Source organism: Paraconexibacter algicola (assembly GCF_003044185.1).
Classification (GTDB): Bacteria; Actinomycetota; Thermoleophilia; order Solirubrobacterales; family Solirubrobacteraceae; genus Paraconexibacter; species Paraconexibacter algicola.
Window position 1 is genome coordinate 41,958 of the sequence record NZ_PYYB01000005.1, and the last position, 22,964, is coordinate 64,921.

Sequence of the window (22,964 nt, forward strand, 5' to 3'; positions counted from 1 at the left end):
CCGGGGGCGGACTCCGTAGTTCGCCCCCTGCGGACCGCTCCCCGGTGGCCGACGACCCCGGGGGACTTCCCCGTTCACGACCAAGGAAAATCGCGCATGTTCTCCTCAGACACGATCGCCGGGCGGCTGCGCCGCGGGTTCGGTGCCGTCGTGGTGCTGTTCGTTCTCGCCATCGCGGCGACGATCCTCTTCGGCGCCCGCTCGGGCTCGGCGTGGTCCGACGCCGACCGCGCCTCCAGCGCCCTCTCCTCCGCCCAGACCCAGACCGAGGGGACCCGCCGCCAGATGGCCGCGCAGGCCTCCTACGCCGAGACCGGCGACGCGCGCTACGTCCGCGAGTTCGAGCGCGGCGTCGCCATGGCCGAGCGCGGCGCCGCCAGCGTCGAGGCGTTCGGCGACCCCGAGGCGACGCGGATCGCCGCGGGCGCCAACAAGGCCGACCAGGCGCACGACGCCTCCGTGCGGACGGAGCTCTTCCCCGCGGTCCGCGAGCGCGCCGGCATCGCCGCGATCCGCACCGCGTTCGAGAAGGCCGAGCGCATGGCCGAGCAGGTGCTCGCCGCCGCGGTTCGCACGCAGCAGCGCTTCGAGACGCTGCGCGGGCAGTCGGAGGACTCGGCGCGGTCCGCGAGCCGCACGGCGACGATCGCCGGGCTCCTCGCTGCGCTCCTCGCGGTCGCCGTCGCGCTGCTCGTCTCCCGCCGCATCAGCCGTGACGTCAGCTCCGCGGTCGGCGAGGTCCGCGAGCGGCTCGGCCTCGTCCGCGACCAGGCGGTCGACGGGCTCGCCGAGGGGCTGCGGGCCCTCGAGCGCGGCGACCACGCACACGAGGTCGCCTTCGACATCCCGCCGATCGACTCCGACGCCCGCGACGAGATCGGCGATCTCTGCCGCGCGGTCGACGACATCCGCGCCCGCACGATCGAGTCGGTCGCCGCCTACGACGCGCTGCGCGCCGAGCTGGCCGACGCGCTCGGGACGCAGTCCTGCCTCACCGACCTGCGCGCCCGTCTGGAGAGCCTCGACGGGCACTGCCTCACGGCCCTGGAGGACGGCCTGCAGGCGATGAGCGCCCGCGGCGACCTGACCGTGACGGTGACGCCGGTGACCACGCCGCTGGTCGCCGCCGACGGTGCCGACGTCGGACGGCTGGCCGAGATCTTCAACGCCATGCTCGCCAAGGCCCAGACCTCGATCGAGGCGTACAACGCGATGCGGGAGGACCTGCGCGTCGCGCTGGGCGACCACTCCTGCCTCGCCGACCTGGAGGATCGCCTGGGAAGCCTGAGCACGAACTGCCTGGCGGACCTCGAGGCGGGGCTGCAGGCGATGAGCGGACGGGGCGACCTCGGGGTCGAGGTCCGCGAGCGCACGACCCGGCTGAGCGCGCAGGAGGGCACCGAGGCAGGCACGCTCGCCGGCATCTTCAACGAGATGCTCGAGCGCGCGCAGTCGTCGATCGCGGCCTACAACGACATGCGCGAGGACCTCGCCCGCGTGGCGGACACCGCGTCCGCGGTCGCGGCCGGTGACCTGCGGGTGCAGGTGACGAGCAAGGGCGACGCGGACACGCTCGGCAACGCCTTCGCGGAGATGACCGAGCGGCTCTCGGGCCTCGTCGGCGAGGTCGCCCGGATGGCCTCCGAGCTGACCGTGGCGTCCCAGACGATGGCCGGCTCCTCCGACGAGACGGGCCGGGCGATCGGCGAGATCGCGACCGCGATCGGCGAGGTCGCGCTCGGCGCCGAGCGGCAGGTCCGCGCGGTGGAGTCCGCACGCGCGGCGACCGAGGAGATGGCCCGCGCCGGCGAGTCGAGCGCCCGCAGCGCCCAGGAGGCGTCCGATGCGGCCGTCGAGGCCCGGCAGGTCGCCGAGCGGGGCGCCCGGACCGTGGTCGAGGCGACCGAGGCGATGACGACGGTGCGCGCGGCGTCGGCCGACGTCTCGCAGGCGATGGACGGGCTGACCCAGAAGTCCGGCGAGATCGGCGGGATCGTCGACACGATCACCGGGATCGCCGAGCAGACGAACCTGCTCGCGCTGAACGCCGCGATCGAGGCCGCCCGGGCGGGTGAGCAGGGCCGCGGCTTCGCGGTCGTGGCCGACGAGGTCCGCAAGCTCGCCGAGGAGGCGCAGGACGCCGCCGCCACGATCGGCTCCCTGATCGAGCAGATCCAGCACGAGACCTCCCGGGCGCGCGAGGTCGTGCTCGACGGGGCGCGGCGCACGGAGGTCGGCGTCGGGACCGTCGAGGAGGCGCGCGAGAGCTTCGTGGCGATCGGCCGGTCGGTCGAGCACCTGGGGGCGCGCGTGGAGGCGATCACCGACGAGGTGGCGCGCATCGCCGAGGGCTCGCAGCGGCTGCACACCGACATCGCCGACGTCGCGAGCGTCGCCGAGCAGTCCTCGGCGGGGGCGCAGCAGGTCTCGGCGTCGACCGAGCAGACGACGGCGTCCGCGCACGAGATCGCGATGGCCGCGCAGCAGCTGGCGGGCCGGGCGGACGCCCTCGAGGCGGTCGTCGGGCGCTTCCAGCTCGCCGCCTGACCCGGCGGTCGGCGTGGTCCGCCGGGTCGCCGTGGCGGCTCAGCGGAACACGCCGACCTCGGGGAACTCCGCGAGGAACCACTGCGTGTACAGGAGGTTCACGAGGAAGATCGCCACGACCGATCCGACGACCGCGTCGTTGACGGCGCGGCCGACGCCCGCGGCGCCACCGGAGGCGGTCAGCCCGCGGTAGCTGCAGATGACGCCGATGAGGACGCCGAAGAGCCCGACCTTCAGCACGCTGGCGGCGAGGTCGAGGAACGTGGCGTTGGCGAAGAAGCTCGTGACGAACCCGCCGGTGGTGCCGCCGAGGACGCCGACCGCGGCGACATAGCCGCCGAGCACGCCGCACAGCAGCGCGAGCACGTCCAGCAGCATCATCATCAGCGCGAGGGCGAGGATGCGCGGGGCGACGATCGACGCGATCGGATCGACGCCGAGGGTGCGCAACGCGTCGAGCTCGCCGCGTACGCGACGGGCGCCGAGCTCGGCGGTGATGGTGGTGCCGACGACACCGGCGACGACGGTCGCGGTGACGAACGTCCCGAACTCGCGGACGATGGCGACGACCATGAAGCCGCCGGCCCGGTCGATCGAGCCGAAGGTGACGAGGAAGTTGCCGGCCTGCAGGCCCGGGCCGCCGAAGCCCCAGGCGGCCACGCTGATGGCGATCGGCAGCGCGGCGACGCGCAGGATGAAGATGCTGTGCAGGACGAACTCGGTTCGCCAGGTGGGGAAGCGCGCGGGCGAGGCGAGGACGCGCACGCTGGCGGCGAGCAGGGCGAGCATGCCGCCGAGGCGCTCGAGGCGCGGGCGCGCGGGGCCGGTGGCGGCGCTGAGGATCGCGAGGGGGGAGGTCACGGTGTGGTGTGCCGGACCACCCGTTCGAGCAATCCCAACAAATGAGATAGACATTACATGCTTTGTGCTACGGTGGTCTCGTGCCGGCTCCCACCGACACCTCGCTCACGATCGGGACCCGCCCCGCCCTCCCGGGCGCGGCGCGATGTCCCGCGCCGTCGCGGCTCCCCGCCGCCTGACCGGCCCCACGCCGGACCGACACGGCGCCCACGCGCGCCGCCCGCCCCCGTCGCCCGCTCCCCGGAAGGACACCGCGTCCCGTGAGACCCCCTGCCTCGATCCTCGTCGTCCAGCACGACGACCGCCTGCCGCCCGGCCTCCTGGGCGAGTGGGCGCCCGACCGCGACGTCGCCCTGCACGTCGTGCGCGCCGACCGCGGCGAGCTCGCCGCCGTCGACCCGTCCCGCCACGACGCCGCGGTCGTGCTCGGCGCCGACGCCTCGGCGGCCGACCTGCACGTCCCGTGGGTGCGACAGGAGCTCGCCTGGCTCGCCGCCGCCGCGCCGCGGCTGCCGCTGCTGGGCATCGCCTACGGCTCCCAGGCGCTCGCCGTCGCCCTCGGGGGCCGCACCCGCCGCGCCGCGACGCCCTGGATCACCTGGGGCGTCGGCGTCACCGGTGCCGACGCCCCGATCCCGGCCGGGGCGTGGCTGTGCTGGCAGCACGAGCTCGTCGTGCCGCCGCCGGGCGCGACGATCCGCGCGCGCGGCCTGCGCGGCACGCTCGCCTACACGCACGGCCGCCACCTCGGCGTCCAGTTCCACCCGGAGGTCCTGCCGTGGATGGTCGACTGGTGGCTGCACCCCGAGCACGGTCGCCCCGGCGCTCCCGGGCCGCGCGCCGGCGTCCTGCGCGCCCTCACCCGCGAGCGCGCCGCCGCCAGCGCGACCGCCGGCCGCACGCTCTTCGACCTCCTCCTGGCCCGCGCCGGACGCGGACCCGCCCCCCGACCCCTCACCCCGAAGGAGCCCCATGTCTGATCCCGCCGCCCTGCGTCCCGAGACCGTCGCCCTCCACGGCGGCCAGTCGCCCGACCCGGCCACCAACGCCCGGGCCGTCCCGATCTACCAGACCTCGTCGTTCGTGTTCGACGACACCGACCATGCCGCCGACCTCTTCGCGCTGAAGACGCCGGGGAACATCTACTCGCGGATCATGAACCCGACCTGGGACGTGCTCGAGCAGCGCCTGGCCCAGCTCGAGGGCGGCGTCGGCGCGGTCGTCACCGCCTCCGGTCAGGCGGCCGTGACCTACAGCGTCCTGAACATCGCGCGGGCCGGCGACAACATCGTCTCGGTCTCCCAGCTCTACGGCGGGACGTACAACCTCTTCGCCCACACGCTGCCGCAGTACGGCATCGAGGTGCGCTGGGTCGACGCCGACGACCCGGCCTCGCTGGCGCAGCACGTCGACGAGCGCACCCGCCTGGTGTTCGGCGAGACGATCGGCAACCCGCGGCTCAACGTCCTGGACGTGCCCGCGTGGGCGCAGGCGGCGCACGAGCACGGCCTGCCGCTGATCGTCGACAACACCGTCGCGACGCCGATCGGCGCGCGCGTGCTGGACCTCGGCGCCGACGTCGCGGTCCACTCGCTGACGAAGTTCATCGGCGGCCACGGCACGTCGATCGGCGGCGCGGTCGTCGACGCCGGGCGCTTCGACTGGGTCGCCCACGGCGCCCGCTTCCCCGGCCTCACCCAGCCCGACCCCAGCTACCACGGCGTGGTCTGGTCCGACGCGCTGGGCCCGGCCGCCTACATCGGCCGCGTGCGCACGGTCCTGCTGCGCAACACCGGGGCGGCGCTGTCGCCGTTCAACGCGTTCCTGTTCCTGCAGGGCATCGAGACGCTGCCGCTGCGGATCGAGCGCCACAACGCCAACGCGCTGGCGATCGCCCGCTGGCTGAAGGAGCACCCGGCGGTCGCGTGGGTGTTCTACCCGGGCCTCGAGGACGACCCGAACCACGAGGTCGCGGGTCGCGTGCTGCGCGGTGGCCACGGGGCCCTCGTGACCTTCGGGGTGGAGGGCGGCCACGACGCGGGCCGCACCTTCATCGAGTCGCTCGGGCTGTTCAGCCACCTGGCGAACATCGGCGACGCGAAGTCGCTGGCGATCCACAACGCCTCGACCACGCACTCGCAGCTCTCCGAGGAGGAGCTCGCCGCCGCGGGCGTCACGCAGGACACGGTGCGCCTGTCGGTCGGCATCGAGCACGTCGAGGACCTCATCGCCGACCTCGACCAGGCGCTGGCCGCCGCGCGGCAGCCCGCGCACGCCTGACCCGGGACCGGGGCCGTGGGCTCAGCGCTCACCGCGACCCGGCGGGTCGTCCTCTTCACCGAGGACGACCCGCTGGTGCTCGCCTGCGGGCGCCGGCTGGCGCCGGTGGAGGTCGCCTACGAGACGCACGGACCGCTGGCGCAGGACCGCTCCAACGCGGTGCTCGTCTGCCACGCCCTGACCGGGGACGCCCACGCGGTCGCCCCGGACGGCTGGTGGCGCGAGCACGTCGGGCCCGGGCTGGCGATCGACACCGAGCGCTTCCACGTCATCACGCCGAACCTCCTGGGCGGCTGCGCCGGGACGACGGGGCCGTCGTCGACGGACCCGCGCACGGGGCGCCCGTACGGCCTGGACTTCCCGCCGCTGACCGTCGGGGATCTCGTCGCGGTGCACCTGCGCCTGCTCGACCACCTGGGGATCGACCGGCTGCACGCGGCCGTCGGCGGCTCGCTCGGCGGGATGCAGGTGCTCGAGCTGCTGCTGGAGCACCCGCGGCGCCTGGCGCGCGCCCTGCTCGTGGCGACGACCGCGCGGCTGACGGCGCAGAACGTCGCGCTCTCCGCGGTGGCGCGCGCGGCGATCCTCGCGGACCCGGCGTTCGGCGCGGGACGGCCCACGCGCGACCCCGACGTCGGGATGGGGGTGGCGCGACGGCTGGGGCACGTGACCTACCTCTCCGAGCAGGGCCTGGAGGCCCGGTTCGGGGAGCACCGTCGTGCGGCCGCGCCCGACCCGGACGCGCGCGCCTGGCTCGCGACGCGGCACCCGGTGGAGCGGTACCTCGACCGGCAGGCGGCGGCGTTCGTCGCGCGCTTCGACCCGTGGAGCTACCTGTACCTGTCGCGGCTGATGGACGACCTCGACCCGTTCGGGGCGAGGCCGCGGGTGGTGTCGCCGCAGGTGCAGTGCACGGTGCTGAGCTTCTCCTCGGACTGGCGCTTCGGCCCCGACCACGCCCGGCGGCTGGCCGCGGCGCTGCGGGCCGGCGGGGGACGGGTGCGCCGCGAGCTGGTGCTCGACAGCGACCACGGCCACGACGCCTTCCTGTTCGACGTCCCGGGGTACGCGCGGGAGCTCGCGGACGCACTCGACGCCTAAAGCCTATAAAGTTTGTCGAGATTATTGAGTTTGTGCTAGGCTGACCGGGCCGTGACCAGCGGGGGCACGTCCGGGACTGGCGTGCCGTGACCCTGCAGGGGTGTTCGGACGTCGTGTCGTTCCTGCGCGACGCCCGGCCCGGGTGGTGCGGCGGTCGAGGGGACCGTCGCACCACCGACTCCTGCACCTCGCCCGGAGGCCATCGGGGCACAGCGGTCTGCAACACCGCGATCCGTGGGTTCGACTCCCACCCGGGCGTTCCGCGCCATCCCACCAGGGAGGGGACGCGGCGGTTCTCCGCCAACGGCCCCGACCGCGGACCCTCGACCATGGGTCGAGGGTCGCTGCGACGGTCACGCGGCCAACAACGGTCGGTGATCTCGGGGTCGTCGGCCGCCCCGCGACGACCCTCGACCCAGGCTCGAGGGTCGGGTCCGGGCGGCGTCCAGGTCGACAGAACCCCGGGACCGGCCCGCTAGGCTGGGGGCATGACCGCCCGCGAGACCTTCCTGCTCGTCGACGGCGAGAACATCGACGCCACGCTCGGCGGCAGCCTGCTCGGACGACGCCCGACCCCCGAGGAGCGCCCGCGCTGGGACCGCGTCTTGGACCACGCCCGCGCGCTCTGGGAGCAGCCCGTGCGCGGACTCTTCTTCCTCAACGGCAGCGGCACGCTCCCGATGTCCTTCGTCCAGGCGGTCACCGCGATCGGCTACCGGCCGGTGCTCCTGTCCGGTCCCGCGGACGTCAAGGTCGTCGACGTCGCGATCCAGCGCACGCTCGAGGCGCTCGCCCAGCGCGACGGCGGCGACGTCCTGCTGCTCAGCCACGACGGCGACTTCGCGCCCGCGCTCACGCCGCTCGTGCGCGACCCCAGCCGCCGGACCGGCGTCGTCGGCTTCCGCGAGCTCGTCAGCACGCAGCTCGCCGAGCTGACCGCCGAGGGCCTCGAGCTGCTGGACCTCGAGGACGACGTGCGCGCCTTCACCGTCCCGCTGCCGCGCGTGCGCGTGGTGCCGATCGACCGCTTCGACCCCTGGACCCTCCTGGACTGACCGATGGCCGCCACCGCACCACCGCTGCCGTTCGCCGACGGCACCTACGTCGCCGACCTCGAGGGGCTCTACACCCCGTGGGAGGCCGACGCCGTCCCCGACGCGCGCCTGCTCGTCCTCAACACCGCACTCGCCGCCGCGCTCGGCCTCGACGCGGACGCGCTCGCCGGTCCGGACGGCCTCGCCGCGCTGAGCGGCCGCGCGCTGCCCGAGGGCCTGCGCAGCGTCGCCCAGGGGTACGCCGGCCACCAGTTCGGGGGCTTCTCGCCGCGGCTGGGCGACGGACGCGCCGTCCTGCTCGGCGAGCTCGTCGACCCCACCGGCCGTCGCCACGACGTGCACCTCAAGGGCTCCGGGCGGACGCCGTACTCCCGCGGGGGCGACGGCAAGGCCGCCGTCGGCCCGATGCTGCGCGAGCACCTGATGGGCGAGGCGATGCACGCGCTCGGCATCCCGACGACACGGGCGCTCGCGGTCCTCGCCACCGGCGAGACGATCGCGCGCGAGGTCCCGCTCCCGGGGGCCGTGCTCGTGCGGATCGCCGAGAGCCACCTGCGCGTCGGCACGTTCGAGTACGTCACCACCACGCTCGACGACCGCGACCTCCTGCAGCGGCTCGTCGACCACGCGATCGCCCGCCACCACCCGCACGCCGCGCAGGCCGACAACCCGGCGCTCGCGCTGCTGGAGGCCGTCGCCGACGTGCAGGCCGACCTGCTCGCCCGCTGGCAGCTCGTCGGCTTCGTGCACGGCGTGATGAACACCGACAACACGACGATCTCCGGCCAGACGATCGACTACGGCCCCTGCGCGTTCATGGAGGGCTACGACCCGCGCACGGTCTACAGCTCGATCGACCACGCCGGCCGCTACGCCTACGGCCGCCAGCCGCAGGTCCTCCAGTGGAACCTCGCGCGCCTCGCCGAGGGCCTGCTGCCCCTGCTGGCCGACGACCCGCAGGACGCGGTCGCGCTCGCCACCCCGGTCCTGGACCGCTTCCGCGACCGCTTCACCGACGCCTGGGGGACGGGGATGGCGCGCAAGCTCGGACTGGATGCCGTGCCGCAGGACGGCCTGCTCGAGGACCTGCTCGAGCTCCTGACCGCCGACGCCCCCGACTGGACCGGCCTGTTCCGCGACCTCGCCCGGACCGCGCGCGGCGACGCGACCGCCGCGCGCGCCCACGTGCTCGACCGGGAGGCCTTCGACGCGTGGACCGCCCGCTGGCTGGCGCTGGGTCCCGACGCGGACGCGATGGACGCGGTCAACCCGCTGTACATCCCGCGCAACGCGCTCGTCGAGGAGGCGCTCGCCGCCGCCACCGCCGGGGACCTCGGACCCTACGAGGCGCTGCTGGAGGTCGTCACCGACCCCTTCGTCGTGCGCCCGGGCCGGGAGCGCTACACGCGCGCCGCGCCCCCCGGGGACCGCCACGTCACCTTCTGCGGCACCTGATCGCCGCCACGGCGCCGCGCCTCAGACGTAGCGGCGGACCTGCACGACCGGGACCGCCGGGTCGCCCTCGAGCCGGCCGCGCAGCACCTGCGCCTGCGCGCGGAACCGCTCGACGCTCGCGAGCTTCACGTCCTCGTAGCCGCGCACGACGTCCGGCAGCGCCGCGAGCTCCACGACCGTCGCGTGCGTGTGCGGCGCCAGGTGCGCCAGCGCGTCGCGGACGAGGCCGAGGTACTCGTCGACGATCGCCCGCTCGGTGCGGCGGACCGCCGCGCGCCCGAACGGGTCCAGGGGCGTACCGCGCAGCCGCCGTCCCGCCCGCAGGCCGCGCAGCGCGGGCGTGAACCACGGGCCGAGCGACAGCTTGCGGCGCAGGCCGAGCGCGCGCAGCGCGGGCGGGTGCAGCTGCAGCGCGACGCGCGCGCCGGGGCCGAACTCCGCCTCGATCCGCGCCCGCTCCTGCGGCAGCAGGTGCAGCCGGGCGACCTCGTACTCGTCCTTGTAGGCCATGAGCTTGAACAGCCCGTCGGCGAACGCCGCGGTCAGCTCGAGCCGGCCCGGGGTCGCGGCGCGCTCGGCGGCCGCCACCTCCGCCACCGCCGCCTCGTAGCGCTGCGCGAGCCGGCGCGACTGGTAGGCGACGAGCTCGGCGGCGCGGCGGGCGACGAGCTCGTCGACCCGCTCGGGGGTGGGCATCGCCGGGGCGTGCGCCCCCGGGACCGGCGCGTCCGCGTCGGCGGCGAGCGCGGCGACGGCGTGCGGGTGGGCGACGCACGCCCGGCCCCACGCGAACGCGCGCAGGTTCTGCTCCACGCCCGCCCCGTTGAGCCGGAAGGCCTGCTCCAGCGACTCCTGCGCAAGCGGCAGCGCCCCGAGCTGGAAGGCGGCGCCGACGACGATCGCGTTGGCGGGCATGTGGTCGCCGAACAGGGCCTGGGCGAGCGCCTGCGCGTCGAGGTACGCGTTGCCGTCGGCGCCCGTGGCGGTCTCGATCGTGCGCAGCAGCCCGGTCAGGCGCGGGAACGGCGTGCCGGGGTCGACGACCATCCGGCCGGTCGGCACGGCGCTGGTGGACACGACCGCGGTGGTCCGGTCCGGGGCGGCGACGAGCAGGTTCTTCGGCGTGGCGGTCCCGAGCACGTCGAGGCCGAGCAGGACGTCGGCGGTGCCGCTGCGCAGCTTGCCGACGCCGTCGACCGGCGCGGGGGAGAGGACGAGATCGCTGACGACCTGGCCGCCCTTCTGCGCGAGCCCGGTCATGTCGAGCGCGGCGAGGTGCAGACCGTCGAGCATCGCGGCCATCCCGATGATCTGCGCGACGGTCACGACGCCGGTCCCGCCGACCCCGACGAGCCGCACGTTCGTCGCGCCGCTGCGCGCGCGGCGCGGCGGCGCGGGCAGCGCGGGCGGCTCGGGCACGGCGGGCCGCGCGGCGGCGGGCGCGGTCGTGGCCGCCGCGCGGCGGCGGCGGGCGGGCCGGACGGTCACGAACGACGGGCAGTCGCCCTCCAGGCAGGAGAAGTCCGTGTTGCAGGAGGCCTGGTGGATGCGGGTCTTGCGGCCGTACTCGGTGTCGACGGGCAGGACGCTCAGGCACGAGCTCTTGCTGCCGCAGTCGCCGCAGCCCTCGCAGACCCGCTCGTTGATCGCCACCCGGAACGGGGCGGGCGCGAGCTTCCCGCGCTTGGTCAGGCGGCGCTTCTCGGCCGCGCACGCCTGGTCGTGGATCAGCACGGTGACGCCGGGCTCGCGGGCGAGCTCCTCCTGGACGGCGAGCAGGTCCTCGCGCGGGCGGACGGTCGTCATCGGCGCGAGCGTCGCGTCGGCGAAGCGCGACGGGTCCTCGGTGGTGATCACGATCCGCCTGACGCCCTCGAGCGCGAGCCAGCGCGTCAGCTCGGGCACGGCCATGCGGCCCTCGATGTCCTGCGCGCCGGTCATCGCGACGGTGCCGTTGGACAGGAGCTTGTAGGTGACCGGCAGCCCGGCCGCGACGGCCGCGCGGATCGCCAGCGACCCCGAGTGGTGAAAGGTGCCGTCGCCGAGGTTCTGGAGGAAGTGCCCGGTCGCGGTGAACGGCGCCATCCCGATGAACTGGGTCCCCTCGCCGCCCATCTGCGTGATGCCCGCGACCTCGCCCTTCCCGTCGGGGTTCAGCAGGACCATGGTGTGGCAGCCGATGCCGCCGCCGACGACCGCGCCGTCGGGTGCCTGGGTGGAGCTGTTGTGCGGGCAGCCGGAGCAGAAGAACGGCGTGCGTCCGGCGGTCCCGAGCGCGGGGACGGCGCCGGCGCGCTCACGGGCGGCCTCGATCCGCGCGACGCGCGCGGCGACCGACGGCGGCTCGATCCCGCGGGCGCGCAGCCGGGCGGCGACGACGAGCGCGATGTCGTCGGCGTCGAGCTCGCCGTGGGCGGGGAGCAGCGGGGCGCCGCGCTCGTCGGTCTTGCCGATGACGCGCGGCGCCGCGGCGCCGTAGAGGACGGCCTTGACCTCGCGCTCGAGGAACGCCTGCTTCTCCTCGACGACGAGCACCTCGTCGACGCCGCGGGCGAGCTCGCGCGTGATCGCGGGCTCCAGCGGCCAGACCATGCCGAGCTGCAGCAGTCGGATCCCGGCCTGAATCAGCGCCCGGTCGGACAGCCCGAGGTCGGTGAGCGCCTGGCGGACGTCGTGGTAGGTCTTGCCCGCGGCGACGATGCCGAGCCACGCGTCGGCGGTCGGGAGGGTGATGCGGTTGAGCCCGTTGCGGCGCGCGTACTCGACGGCGAGCGGCAGCCGGATCCCGTGCAGGGACGCCTCGAGGTCGGTGGAGACGGGGGCCAGCAGTCGCGCGGTGGGGACGTGGTGGTACGGCCGCCCGTCGACCTCCGCGACGGGCCGGTCGATCCGCAGCCGGTCGGGGTGGACCTCGGCGGTCCCGGCCCCGTCGGCGACGTTCGTGACGACCTTCAGGCCGGCCCAGAGGCCGCTGGCCCGGGAGAGCTCGTAGCCGTGCCGCGCGAGGTCGAGGGTCTCCTGCACGTCGCCGGGGTAGAGGACGGGCACGTGCAGGGCGGCGAGGAGCGGCTCGCTGGCGCTGGGCAGGGTGGAGGACTTCGACCCGGGATCGTCGCCGGCGAGGGCGAGCACGCCGCCGCTGGGGGAGGTGCCCGCGAGGTTCGCGTGGCGGATCGCGTCGGAGGCCCGGTCGACGCCGGGGGCCTTGCCGTACCAGGTGCCCACGACCCCGTCGACGCGCGGCCCGGGCAGCTGCGTGGCGAGCTGGGAGCCCATGACGGCGGTCGCCCCGAGCTCCTCGTTGAGGCCGGGCCGCAGGTGCAGGTCGAGCTCGGCGGCGAGCGCGTGCTGGCGGGCGAGCTCCTGGTCCAGGCCGCCGAGCGGGGAGCCCTGGTACCCGGAGACGAAGCCGCCGGTCCGCAGGCCGGCGCGGCGGTCGGCGCGCAGCTGGTCGAACGCCGCGCGGATCAGCGCCTGCACGCCGCTGAGGACGATGCGGCCCTCGTCGAGCCGGTACTTGTCCTCGAGGGTGACCGTGCGACCGACCGCCCGGGAGGGCGCTCCGGTCGGCGTCCGCGGCGTGCTGATCGTCGGTCCAAGCATGGTCAGGTGCTTTTACCATTGGCGGGAGGCCGCGTGCAAGGGCGATGTCGCGATGACCGACGGGTTTCCGGTCAGGGATACTCACCGGCGTGGAGTTCCGTCCGGTCCAGACACGCAAGACGTTCGAGGAGGCCGTCGCCCAGATCGCCGAGCGCGTCCGCCACGGCGAGCTGCGGGTCGGCGACCGCCTGCCGTCGGAGCGTCTCGTCGCCGAGCAGATGGGCATCAGCCGCCCGACGCTGCGCGAGGCGGTCCGGGTCCTGGTGAAGGCCGGGGTCCTGGAGGTCCGTCCCGGGTCGGCGGGCGGGATGTTCGTCGTCGGGGACGTCGTCCCGCGCGAGCTCGTCCACCGCACCCAGCAGCTGCGCCTGGGGGAGATCGGCGGCGTCCTCGAGGCTCGCCGGCTGTTCGAGCCGCGCGTCGCGCAGCTCGCCGCCGCCTACGCGACCGAGGACGACTTCGCCGCCCTGGAGGAGACGATCGAGCGCCAGCGCGCGCTGCTGCGCGACGACCGCATGCCGCAGTCCGCGGAGGACCGCTTCCTGCAGCTCGACCTCCAGTTCCACCTCGGCATCGCCAGCGCCACCCGCAACCGCTCGATCATGAAGCTCATGCGCTCGCTGCTGCGCGACCTCGAGATCGCCCGCGACATGACGCTGCACGAGCCGCTCGCCCCGGCGTGGTCGGTCGAGGTCCACGAGCGCACGCTCGCCGCGATCCGCTCCGGCGACCTCGACCGCGTCGAGGCCGTCATGGACGAGCACCTCGGCGGCCTCGAGCGGACGTGGGAGCGCGAGTCGGGCCGCTCGATGGTCCGCCCCGTCCCGGAGTTCCTGCGCCCGGTGGCGGACCGGGGATGAGCGCGCGGCTGCGCATCCTGGTGGCCGCTGTCACCGCCCCGCTGCTGACCATGTACCTGGGAACGCTGCTGGCCCAGGCCGGCGGCAGCGGTCTGCTGCTGATCGCCGTCGGCGTGCTCGCGGGCCCCTATGTCGACGTGGTCGCCGGGCGCCACCCGCGCGGCGCCCGCCGGGACGAACCGCGCTGGCTCGGCTGGCTGGGCTTCGGACTGGCGTGGCTCCTGGGCATCGGCGGTGCCCTCGTCGTCGAGGCGGCGGTCGGCCTGCCGCCGGGGCTCCTCGGCGCAGATGCCGGCCAGCTCGTGTGGCTCGTCGGCGTCCTCGTGGCGCTGCAGTCCGGCGCCGACGCGGTTCGGGCGGTCCTCGGCCGGCTGCCGGACGGCAGCGCCGACCCGCGCGGGCCGCTCGAGCCGTTCGTCGCCGTGGGACGGGTCGCCGACCGCCGGCCGACGGCCTACCGGGAGGACCGGGACGGGGACGCCCTCATCGGGCTGCTGGTCCTTGCGGCCCTGCTGTGGGGCCTCGCCGCGGCGATCGTCGACGACGGACCGCTCGTCGAGCGCCTGGTGATCGGGACCTTCTGCGGCGGAACGGCCGCCATGCTCGTCGCGCTGCTCGTGCGCGGCGGGCGCGGTTCCTCCTTCGCGGTCGGCCCGTCGGGCCTCGTCGTGGACGACGCGGCCCCTCTGCCCTGGTCCGAGATCACGCACTACGCCGTGCGTGGCACCAGCGTGACCCTCACGAACGCCGACGGTCGCGAGGCGCGGCTCGACGCCGACGCCTACGAGCTGTCCGTCGAGCGCCTCGTCGAGGTGCTGCGCGCCTGGGCGCCGCCGACCCCCGACCCCGTCGAACAGGGAGTTTCTCCCCTCTAGGCCGAAGAACTCCCTGTTCGACCGCGGGCGGGGGTGCGGGCGGCGAGGACGCCGAGGGCGGCGGCGATCACGGCGCACGCGGCGGCGACGAGGAAGGCCTCGGTGTAGCCGGTCAGCGACGCGATGGCGCCCGCGAGCGGGCCGCCGACGCCCACGCCGATGTCGAAGAACGCGGTGAACGCGCCGAGCGCGGCCCCGCGCCGCTCCGGCGGGTTGGCGGAGATCGCCACCAGCGCGAGGGCGGGGAAGAGCAGCGAGAAGCCCAGCCCCATCACCAGGGCGCCCGCGAACGCGACCGGCAGCGACCCGGCGAAGGCGATCATCGTCAGCCCGGCGGCCTCCAGCCCGCCGGCGCCCAGGGCCGCGGGCCGGGCGCCGTAGCGGTCCGGGACGCCGCCCAGGAGCAGACGACCGATCACGACGGCGACCGCGAACGCCACGAACGCGGCCGAGCCGTGCCCGATGCCCTCCGCGTCGAGGTGCAGGACCATGAACCCGGCGAACGCGGCGTAGCCGATGTTGCCGAGCAGCAGGGCGCTGCCGGGCAGCACGACGCCGGGCGGCAGCCACCCGCTGCCGCGCGGTGGCGGCGGGGCCGGGGCGCGCTGCACCTCCGGCAGCCGGGCGACCATCGCGGCCGCGATCAGCGGCGTCGCCGCGGCGAACGCCCAGACCGCCTCGTAGGAGCCGATCGAGAGCAGCAGCTCGCCGAACAGCGGGCCGAGCGACAGCCCGCCCCAGATGGCCATCCCGAACATCGCGATGGCCTGCCCGCGCCGCTCCTCGGGCGCGAGGTCCACGATCCAGGTCGCGGACGCCGTGTACACCCAGCCGTCGCCGAGGCCCAGGACCAGCCGCGCGAAGACGATGCCGGCGACCCCGAACGGCAGGTAGTACAGGCACGCCGCCGCGGTGCACAGCGCCATCCCGACCAGGATCACCGGCTTGCGTCCCCAGCGGTCGGCGAGCCGGCCGCCGACCGGCCGGCCGACGACCGCGGCGATCGCGAACGCCCCGGTGACGATGCCGACGGCGATGTCGCCGCCGTCCAGCGGCCCCTGCACGTAGCGCGGGAGGATCGGCAGGACCGCCCCGATCGCGAGGAACGCCACGAGCGTCGCGGCGAAGACGCCGGCGAAGGCGGCGCGTCGCGGCGACCCGAGCATGCCGCGAGAGTACGGCTCCGGACGCGGACTCGACCGGGTGGACAACCGCGCCCGCGGAGGTTCCGACGAACGCACAGCGTGAGCGACCCCGTTCCCGGGCATGATGGTCAGCGCGTGAACGAGCCGACGATCCTGAGAGAGCCCACCGTCTACCGTCCGTCCGGCGGCTTCATGGACGAGGTCTTCGGTCCGGGCGGGGTGCCGCACCCCGAGCTGGTGCCGCTCGTCGCCGAGCTCGCCCGGCTGGGCCCGGAGCAGCTCGCCGCCGCCGGGCGCCGTCGCGACGCGATCTTCATGCAGCAGGGCATCACCTTCGACGCCACCGGCGAGGACGGTCCCGTCAAGGACCGTCCGTTCCCGCTGGACCTCGTCCCGCGGGTGATCCCGGCGACCGAGTGGACCCACATCAAGCGCGGCCTGGCCCAGCGCATCCGCGCGCTGAACCACTTCGTCGACGACGTGTACCACGGCCGCGAGATCGTCCGCGACGGCATCGTGCCGTGGAAGCTCATCGTCAGCCGCTCGCACTTCGCGCGCGCGGTCCACGGCGTGCGGCCGCCCGGTGGCGTGTACTGCCACGTCGCGGGCTGCGACATGGTGCGCGACAGCGACGGCTCGTGGAAGGTCCTCGAGGACAACGTCCGCACGCCGTCGGGCATCTCCTACGTGCTCGAGAACCGGGTCGCGATGACGCGCCTGGTCCCGCAGCTGTTCCAGCACTACCGCGTGCGGCCGGTCGACCACTACCCGCAGCTGCTGCTCGCCGCCCTGCGCGCCGTGGCCCCGTCGACCGACGACGAGGCGACCGTCGTCGTCTGGACGCCGGGTCCGATGAACAGCGCGTACTTCGAGCACGCGTTCCTCGCCCGCCAGATGGGCGTGGAGCTCGTCGAGGCGAGCGACCTCGTCGTGCGCGACGACGTGCTCTACATGCGCACGACCAGCGGCCTGCAGCGCGTGCACTCCGTCTACCGCCGCCTCGACGACGACTTCGTCGACCCGCTGGAGTTCCGGCCCGACTCGCTGCTCGGGGTCCCCGGCCTCGTGCGCGCCTACCGGGCGGGCAGCGTCGCGATCGCCAACGCGTTCGGCACCGGTGTCGCGGACGACAAGGCGGTCTACCACTACGTCCCGGAGATGGTCCGCTACTACCTGTCCGAGGAGCCGATCCTCCAGAACGTCAAGACGTACCTGCTGACCGACCCCGAGCAGCTGCACCACGTGCTCGGGCGCCTCGACGAGCTCGTCGTCAAGCCCACCGGCGAGTCCGGCGGCAAGGGCGTGGTGATCGGGCCGTCGACGCCGAAGGCGGAGCTCGAGAAGGTCGCGAAGTACGTGCAGGCCGAGCCGGAGCGCTACATCGCGCAGGAGATCGTGAAGCTCTCGACGGTCCCGACCGCGGGGGTCGACGGCACCGTCGCCCCGCGCCACGTCGACCTGCGCCCGTTCGCCGTGTTCGGCGAGACGATCAAGATCATCCCCGGGGGGCTGACCCGCGTCGCGATGGTCGAGGGGTCGATGATCGTCAACAGCTCCCAGGGCGGCGGCTCGAAGGACACCTGGGTGCTGGAGGACGGCACCGACGCCGAGCGCGAGGAGCCGACGATCCCGGCGCCGCTGCCGCCGACGATGCCCGACCTGCGCTACGGCGGCTGGACCGGCCAGGCCCAGCAGCAACAGCAACAGCAGCAGCAGGCCCCCGCCCCGACGACCGCGGGGGAGGACGCCTAGATGCTCGCGCGCATCGCCCACGAGCTGTTCTGGCTGGGGCGCAACCTCGTCCGCGCCGAGCACACCGCGCGGATGCTCGACGGCGTCTTCCAGGCCGACGTCCAGGGCCGCCCGGACGACCCGGCGGGCGTGACGCTCGGCTGGGGCTCGATCCTCGCGATCATGGGCGCCAACCCGGAGGGGCTCCCGGCCCGGCGCGACGACGTGCTCGAGCGGCTGACGCTCGACGCCGACGACCCGGCGAGCGTCGTCTCGTGCGTCGCCCGCGGCCGCGAGGGTGCGCGCACCGTCCGCGACGTCATCAGCGCGGAGATGTGGGAGGCGGTCAACACCACGAACCTCACGCTTCTGGAGGGCGACCTCTCCGCCCGGCTGCGCACGGGCCCCTACTCCTTCTACCAGTACGTGAAGGAGCGCTCGGCGCTGTTCTGGGGCCTCACGCGCCGGACGATGCTGCGCGACGACGCGAGCGCGTTCCTCATCGCCGGCGGTCGGATCGAGGCCGCCGACATGGTGCTGCGGATGCTGCGCGTCGCGCTGCCGGTCGCCGACGCCGACGACACCGCCGCGCGCGACGGACAGGCGCTCGCGCTGCTGCAGGCGGTCGGCGGCTTCCAGGCGTTCCGCCGCGCCGTGCCGGGCCCGCCCAACGCGCAGCCGGTCGCGCGGTTCCTGCTGTTCGAGCGCGCCTACCCGGACAGCGTCGCCGCCTCGGTCGAGTCGCTGCTGCAGTCGATCGAGCAGGCCGACCTGAACCCGCGCAACAGCGAGCCGGTCCTGCGCCTCACGCGCCTCGGGGCGGACCTCGAGTTCCGTCGCCGCTCGGAGATCGCCGGCGTCGGGGGCCTGCACGGCACGTTCGAGTTCATCCAGTCGGAGCTCGCGCAGGTCGACCAGGACATCGCCGAGCGCTACTTCGCCGGGGCGGCCGCGCCGGGCGTCGTCGCGACCCACGTGAACGCATGAACTTCCAGATCCGCTACCTCACCGAGTACCGCTACGACGGGCCGGTGTCCGACAACCTCAACGCGCTGCGGGTGCGTCCCGCGACGACGAGCACGCAGCGCTGCGACGACTTCCAGTTCCGCACCGATCCGGAGACGCGCGTGCAGAGCCACCGCGACTACTTCGGCACCGAGGTCATCGAGTTCGGGATCCCCAAGATCCACGACCACCTGACGATCGACGTGCGGGCCCGGGTCGTGACCTCCGAGCCGGCCGAGCCGCCGGAGTCCTCCTGGGAGGCGCTCGGGACGCCCGCCTACGAGGAGGCGGCCGGGGAGTTCCTGCTGCCCGGCCCGGCGGAGCCGCCCGAGGGCCTGCTGGACGGGCTCGTCGAGACGACCCGCGCCACGACCCCGCTGGCGACGCTGAAGCTCCTGTGCGAGCTGATCCCCGACCGCTTCCGCTACGACCAGACCGCCACGTACGTCGGCTCCACGGTCGAGGACCTGCTGCGCGTCGGCGGCGGCGTCTGCCAGGACTTCGTGCACCTCGGGCTGCTGCTGCTGCGCCGCCACGGGATCGCGGCGCGCTACGTCAGCGGGTACCTCTGGGCGGCCCCGGCGGACGGCAGCCTCGACTCGATGGAGGTCCACACGCACGCGTGGCTCGAGGCGCTGCTGCCGACGGAGGAGCGCGGGGAGCCCGTGTGGGTCGGGGCGGACCCGACGAACCGCCGGCTCGCGGGGGAGACCCACGTGAAGATCGGGCACGGTCGCCACTACGTCGACGTGCCGCCGATCAAGGGCGTCTATCGCGGCGTCGCGCAGGCGACCTACGAGGCGTCGGTGAAGCTCACCCGCCTGGACCCGGCCACCAGCGCGCGGGCCTGAGCGCCACGGCGCCGCGCCCGCGGACGCCGCACGCTATCCTCCCGGGTCGACTCGCTCCCGGGCGGGTTCTTTTTTCGCCCGGAAGCCCGTCGCAGCCTGTCCAACATTCTTCCTCTGGGGAACGCCACATGGCCCGCGGAGACGTGCGCATCGCCATCACCCTCGCCTGCGAGGACTGCAAGCGCCGCAACTACCAGACCAACAAGTCCAAGCGCAACAACCCCGATCGCATCACGCTGCGGAAGTACTGCAAGTGGTGCCGGTCGCAGACGTCGCACAAGGAGACCCGCTAACCGCGGGACGCCGACGTGGCGCGCGACGACGAGCACGAGCAGGAGCAGGACGCTCCCGACGAGCGCGAGCTCGAGCAGCAGGCCCTCGCGGCCGCGCCGAGCGGTGCCCCGCGGGAGCAGAGCCTGCCGGGCCAGTCCACCAAGGGCGGGCCGGCGCGGTTCGGCCGGTTCCTGAAGGCGTCCTGGGCCGAGCTGCAGCGCGTGCAGTGGCCGGACCGCCGCCAGGTCGGGCAGGCCACCGCCGTGGTCCTCGGCTTCGTCGTCGTCGCGGGGGCCTACCTGGGTCTCGCGGACGTCGCCGCCGAAAACCTCGTGGACCTCGTCCTCTAATCGTCTTTCCGTCAGTCAGGTAACGCCATGTTCCGCTGGTACGTCGTCAACACCTATTCCGGGCACGAGAACAAGGTCAAGCAGAACCTCGAGCACCGCTCGGTCTCGCTGGGCCAGAAGCGCTTCATGCGCCAGATCGTCGTGCCCACGGAGACGGTCTCCGAGGTCAAGGACGGCGAGAAGAAGACCAAGGAGCAGCGCACCATGCCGGGCTACGTGCTCGTGAACATGGAGCTCAACGAGGACTCCTGGCAGCTCGTGAAGGGCACGCCGGGCGTCACCGGGTTCGTCGGCGCGTCCAACGAGCCGGTCCCGCTCACGCAGGTCGAGGTCGACCGGCTGCTCAAGCGCGAGGTCGCGCAGAAGGTCCAGACGAAGGCGCAGTTCAGCATCGGGGAGTCCGTGAAGGTCGTCAGCGGTCCGCTGTCGGACTTCTCGGGCGAGATCTCCGAGATCAACCAGGACGCGCAGAAGCTAAAGGTCCTGGTCTCCATCTTCGGCCGGGAGACCCCGGTCGAGGTCGGGTTCGACCAGGTGAAGAAGATCTAAGCAATCCGCTACGACCACTCCCACCGGCGCCGCCGGTGCAGTGGCAGGAGACACCGCATGGCAAAGAAGGTCCTCACCCAGATCAAGCTGCAGGCCGCCGGCGGCCAGGCCAGCCCGGCTCCGCCGGTCGGCCCCGCCCTGGGTCAGCACGGCATCAACATCATGGAGTTCTGCAAGGCGTTCAACGCCCAGACGCAGCAGGACTCGGGGACGATCATCCCCGTCGTCATCACCGTGTACGAGGACCGCTCGTTCACGTTCGTGACGAAGACCCCGCCGGCCGCGATCCTGATCAAGCAGGCCGCCGGGATCGATTCGGGCTCCGCTGAGCCCCACCGCGTCAAGGTCGCGACGCTGACCGAGGCGCAGGTCCGCGAGATCGCGGAGAAGAAGCTGGCCGACCTGAACGCCCACGACGTGGACCAGGCGGCGAAGATCATCGCGGGGACCGCCCGCTCGATGGGTGTGGAGGTCGTCTAGCCATGGGCAAGCACAGCAAGAGCTACAGCGACGTCAAGTCGCAGGTCGACCGCTCGCGGGACTACTCGCCGGCCGAGGCCGTCGCGCTGGTCCAGCAGCTGAAGCGCGCGAAGTTCGACGAGTCCGTCGAGATCCACGTGCGCACCGGCCTGAACGTCCGCCACGCCGACGAGCAGCTCCGCGGCACGATCGCGCTGCCGCACGGTCTCGGCAAGGAGGTCACGATCGCCGTCTTCGCGCAGGGCCCGAAGGCCGCCGAGGCCGAGGCCGCGGGCGCGGACATCGTCGGCGCCGACGACCTCGCCAAGCGCGTCGAGGAGGGCTTCACCGACTTCGACGTCGCCATCGCGACCCCGGACATGATGCCGCTCGTCGGCCGTCTCGGCCGCGTGCTCGGCCCGTCCGGCAAGATGCCGAACCCGAAGGTCGGCACCGTGACGATGGACGTCGCGAAGGCCGTCGAGGAGGCGAAGGCGGGCAAGGTCGAGTACCGCACCGACCGCACCGCGATCGTCCACCTCGTCATCGGCAAGACGAGCTTCCCCGCCGAGCACCTGCTCGAGAACTACGCGGCCGTCATCGACGAACTCGTCCGCGCGAAGCCGTCGGCCGCGAAGGGCAAGTACCTGAAGACCATCACCATGGCGTCCACGATGGGCCCGGGCGTGAAGGTCGACGCCACCCGTACCCGCGACATCCTCGGGGAGGCCGCGCCCACCGCCGCCTAGGCGACCCGGACGCTCCTCACCTACCAGTCGCGCCACCGAAGACCCCTGGCCGGACCCCGACGAGGATCGGGGTCCACAAGCCCAGGACAGGAGGCCCATGAACAGGGAACAGAAAGCCGCGGTGATCGACGAGATCGCCGCCGACATCCAGGAATCCGAGGCGATCTTCGCCGTGGACTACCGCGGGATCACGGTCGCCCAGGTGGCCGAGCTCCGCGGGAAGCTGCGCGAGTCCGACGCCACGTTCCGGGTCGTCAAGAACACGCTGACGGAGCGTGCCGCCGACAAGGTGGACGCCCCGCAGCTGAAGGAGCTGCTGACGGGCCCGACGGCCCTGACCTTCGTCCGCGGTGACGTCGCGGCGGCCGCCAAGGCCGTCTCCGACGCGCAGAAGACGACGCAGCTGCTCGAGTTCAAGGGCGGCATCATGAACGGTGAGCCGCTCGATGCGGCGCAGATCACCGCGATCTCGAAGCTGCCGTCGCGCGAGGTGCTCTACGGGCAGCTCGTCGGCGTCGTCGCCTCGCCGGTCTCCGGCGTCGTGCGCACGCTCAACGCCCTCATCCAGGGCGTCGCCATCCAGCTGGGTGGCGTGCTCGAGAAGAAGCAGTCCGGCGAGATCCCGGCGGGCGACGCGCCTGCCGCGGCGGCTCCGGCCACCGAGGACGCCCCGGCCGAGGCCGAGGCTCCCGCCGAGGAGACCGAGGCCCCCGCGGCCGAGGCCACCGAGGACACCCCGGCCGCCGAGGCCGACACCAGCACCACCGACAACGACCAGACGGATGCGTCGGCTGCCGCCGACAGCACCGACGCATAGGAGGAACATCACATGGCCACGACTCAGGAGTGGATCGACGAGCTGAAGAGCATCTCGGTGCTCGAGCTGTCCGAGCGCATCAAGGCGCTGGAGGAGGAGTTCGGCGTGTCGGCGACGGCCGTCGCGGCGGCGGCCCCGGCCGCCGGTGGCGGCGGCGGTGACGCGGGCGGCGAGGACGAGGCGAGCAGCACCGTCGACGTCGTCATCACCGCGGCCGGCGACAAGAAGATCCAGGTCATCAAGGTCGTCCGTGCGGCGACCGGCCTCGGTCTGAAGGAGGCCAAGGCGGTCGTCGACGAGGCGCCCAAGGCCGTCAAGGAGGGCATCGAGCGCGACGAGGCCGAGAAGCTCAAGGCCGAGCTCGAGGAGGCCGGCGCGACCGTCGAGCTCAAGTAGCC

General features: G+C 73.9%; 21 protein-coding genes and 1 tRNA gene. 19 read left to right on the top strand and 3 right to left on the bottom strand.

Annotated elements, in window-relative coordinates; translation table 11 throughout:
* Window positions 1-96 precede the first annotated feature (96 nt).
* A complete protein-coding gene (locus tag C7Y72_RS21235; RefSeq protein WP_107571215.1) occupies window positions 97-2,547 on the top strand; it encodes a methyl-accepting chemotaxis protein in 2,451 nt (816 codons plus the stop codon).
* A gap of 39 nt (window positions 2,548-2,586) precedes the next feature.
* Here the strand turns inward: C7Y72_RS21235 and C7Y72_RS21240 are convergent, their stop codons facing one another.
* Window positions 2,587-3,408 (bottom strand): MlaE family ABC transporter permease, encoded by an 822-nt coding sequence (locus C7Y72_RS21240; RefSeq protein WP_233243955.1) that lies wholly within the window; start codon window positions 3,406-3,408, stop codon window positions 2,587-2,589.
* A gap of 260 nt (window positions 3,409-3,668) precedes the next feature.
* Here C7Y72_RS21240 and C7Y72_RS21245 point away from each other — a divergent pair, with 260 nt between their 5' ends.
* The 6 genes from C7Y72_RS21245 to C7Y72_RS21265 all read left to right on the top strand — a co-directional run bounded on the left by C7Y72_RS21245 (window position 3,669) and on the right by C7Y72_RS21265 (window position 9,299).
* On the top strand, window positions 3,669-4,388 hold the full coding sequence (locus tag C7Y72_RS21245) for a type 1 glutamine amidotransferase (RefSeq protein WP_107571216.1): 720 nt from the start codon (window positions 3,669-3,671) through the stop codon (window positions 4,386-4,388).
* Window positions 4,381-5,688: an O-acetylhomoserine aminocarboxypropyltransferase/cysteine synthase family protein gene (locus C7Y72_RS21250; protein ID WP_107571217.1), complete on the top strand. Its 1,308-nt coding sequence runs from the start codon at window positions 4,381-4,383 to the stop codon at window positions 5,686-5,688. The genes C7Y72_RS21245 and C7Y72_RS21250 overlap by 8 nt, the downstream gene beginning before the upstream one ends.
* A gap of 15 nt (window positions 5,689-5,703) precedes the next feature.
* Entirely contained in the window at window positions 5,704-6,789 is a 1,086-nt protein-coding gene (gene metX / locus C7Y72_RS21255) for a homoserine O-acetyltransferase MetX (RefSeq protein WP_107571218.1), read from the top strand.
* Between the two features lie 189 nt (window positions 6,790-6,978).
* Window positions 6,979-7,048: transfer RNA gene (locus C7Y72_RS23625), tRNA-Cys, on the top strand.
* Between the two features lie 229 nt (window positions 7,049-7,277).
* A complete protein-coding gene (locus C7Y72_RS21260) occupies window positions 7,278-7,844 on the top strand; it encodes an NYN domain-containing protein (protein ID WP_107571219.1) in 567 nt (188 codons plus the stop codon).
* Window positions 7,845-7,847: 3 nt separating this feature from the next.
* The gene (locus C7Y72_RS21265) at window positions 7,848-9,299 is read left to right on the top strand and encodes a protein adenylyltransferase SelO (protein ID WP_107571220.1); all 1,452 of its coding nucleotides are present in this window, start codon (window positions 7,848-7,850) and stop codon (window positions 9,297-9,299) included.
* Window positions 9,300-9,320: 21 nt separating this feature from the next.
* Here the strand turns inward: C7Y72_RS21265 and C7Y72_RS21270 are convergent, their stop codons facing one another.
* Entirely contained in the window at window positions 9,321-12,902 is a 3,582-nt protein-coding gene (locus tag C7Y72_RS21270) for an indolepyruvate ferredoxin oxidoreductase family protein (RefSeq protein WP_107571221.1), read from the bottom strand.
* Window positions 12,903-12,991: 89 nt separating this feature from the next.
* Between C7Y72_RS21270 and C7Y72_RS21275 the strand changes: the two genes are divergently transcribed.
* A complete protein-coding gene (locus C7Y72_RS21275; RefSeq protein WP_233243956.1) occupies window positions 12,992-13,762 on the top strand; it encodes a FadR/GntR family transcriptional regulator in 771 nt (256 codons plus the stop codon).
* Complete coding sequence (locus C7Y72_RS21280) at window positions 13,759-14,637, top strand: hypothetical protein (protein ID WP_107571223.1); 879 nt, start codon at window positions 13,759-13,761, stop codon at window positions 14,635-14,637. Before C7Y72_RS21275 ends, C7Y72_RS21280 begins: the two co-directional genes overlap by 4 nt.
* Here the strand turns inward: C7Y72_RS21280 and C7Y72_RS21285 are convergent.
* Window positions 14,634-15,803: an MFS transporter gene (locus C7Y72_RS21285; RefSeq protein WP_158276987.1), complete on the bottom strand. Its 1,170-nt coding sequence runs from the start codon at window positions 15,801-15,803 to the stop codon at window positions 14,634-14,636. The genes C7Y72_RS21280 and C7Y72_RS21285 overlap by 4 nt on opposite strands.
* A gap of 171 nt (window positions 15,804-15,974) precedes the next feature.
* Between C7Y72_RS21285 and C7Y72_RS21290 the strand changes: the two genes are divergently transcribed.
* The 10 genes from C7Y72_RS21290 (at window position 15,975) to rplL (ending at window position 22,962) form a co-directional block, all read left to right on the top strand.
* Window positions 15,975-17,534, top strand: coding sequence for a circularly permuted type 2 ATP-grasp protein (locus C7Y72_RS21290; protein WP_107571363.1), 1,560 nt, complete (start codon window positions 15,975-15,977; stop codon window positions 17,532-17,534).
* A complete protein-coding gene (locus tag C7Y72_RS21295) occupies window positions 17,535-18,500 on the top strand; it encodes an alpha-E domain-containing protein (protein ID WP_107571225.1) in 966 nt (321 codons plus the stop codon).
* Entirely contained in the window at window positions 18,497-19,369 is an 873-nt protein-coding gene (locus C7Y72_RS21300; protein WP_107571226.1) for a transglutaminase family protein, read from the top strand. Before C7Y72_RS21295 ends, C7Y72_RS21300 begins: the two co-directional genes overlap by 4 nt.
* Window positions 19,370-19,497: 128 nt before the next feature.
* Window positions 19,498-19,662, top strand: coding sequence for a 50S ribosomal protein L33 (gene rpmG, locus C7Y72_RS21305; protein WP_154732998.1), 165 nt, complete (start codon window positions 19,498-19,500; stop codon window positions 19,660-19,662).
* A 15-nt stretch (window positions 19,663-19,677) separates the two neighbouring features.
* The gene (secE, locus tag C7Y72_RS21310) at window positions 19,678-19,992 is read left to right on the top strand and encodes a preprotein translocase subunit SecE (protein WP_107571227.1); all 315 of its coding nucleotides are present in this window, start codon (window positions 19,678-19,680) and stop codon (window positions 19,990-19,992) included.
* Between the two features lie 27 nt (window positions 19,993-20,019).
* Window positions 20,020-20,541 carry a transcription termination/antitermination protein NusG gene (gene nusG / locus C7Y72_RS21315; protein ID WP_107571228.1) on the top strand — a complete coding sequence of 174 codons (522 nt, stop codon included), beginning with the start codon at window positions 20,020-20,022 and terminating at the stop codon, window positions 20,539-20,541.
* A gap of 57 nt (window positions 20,542-20,598) precedes the next feature.
* Window positions 20,599-21,021, top strand: a complete 423-nt coding sequence (gene rplK, locus C7Y72_RS21320; RefSeq protein ID WP_107571229.1) for a 50S ribosomal protein L11 — start codon at window positions 20,599-20,601, stop codon at window positions 21,019-21,021.
* A 2-nt stretch (window positions 21,022-21,023) separates the two neighbouring features.
* Window positions 21,024-21,749, top strand: coding sequence for a 50S ribosomal protein L1 (gene rplA, locus C7Y72_RS21325; protein ID WP_107571230.1), 726 nt, complete (start codon window positions 21,024-21,026; stop codon window positions 21,747-21,749).
* 97 nt (window positions 21,750-21,846) lie between these two features.
* Window positions 21,847-22,566 (top strand): 50S ribosomal protein L10, encoded by a 720-nt coding sequence (rplJ, locus tag C7Y72_RS21330; RefSeq protein ID WP_107571231.1) that lies wholly within the window; start codon window positions 21,847-21,849, stop codon window positions 22,564-22,566.
* 12 nt (window positions 22,567-22,578) lie between these two features.
* Window positions 22,579-22,962 (top strand): 50S ribosomal protein L7/L12, encoded by a 384-nt coding sequence (gene rplL, locus C7Y72_RS21335; protein WP_107571232.1) that lies wholly within the window; start codon window positions 22,579-22,581, stop codon window positions 22,960-22,962.
* Window positions 22,963-22,964 lie beyond the last annotated feature (2 nt).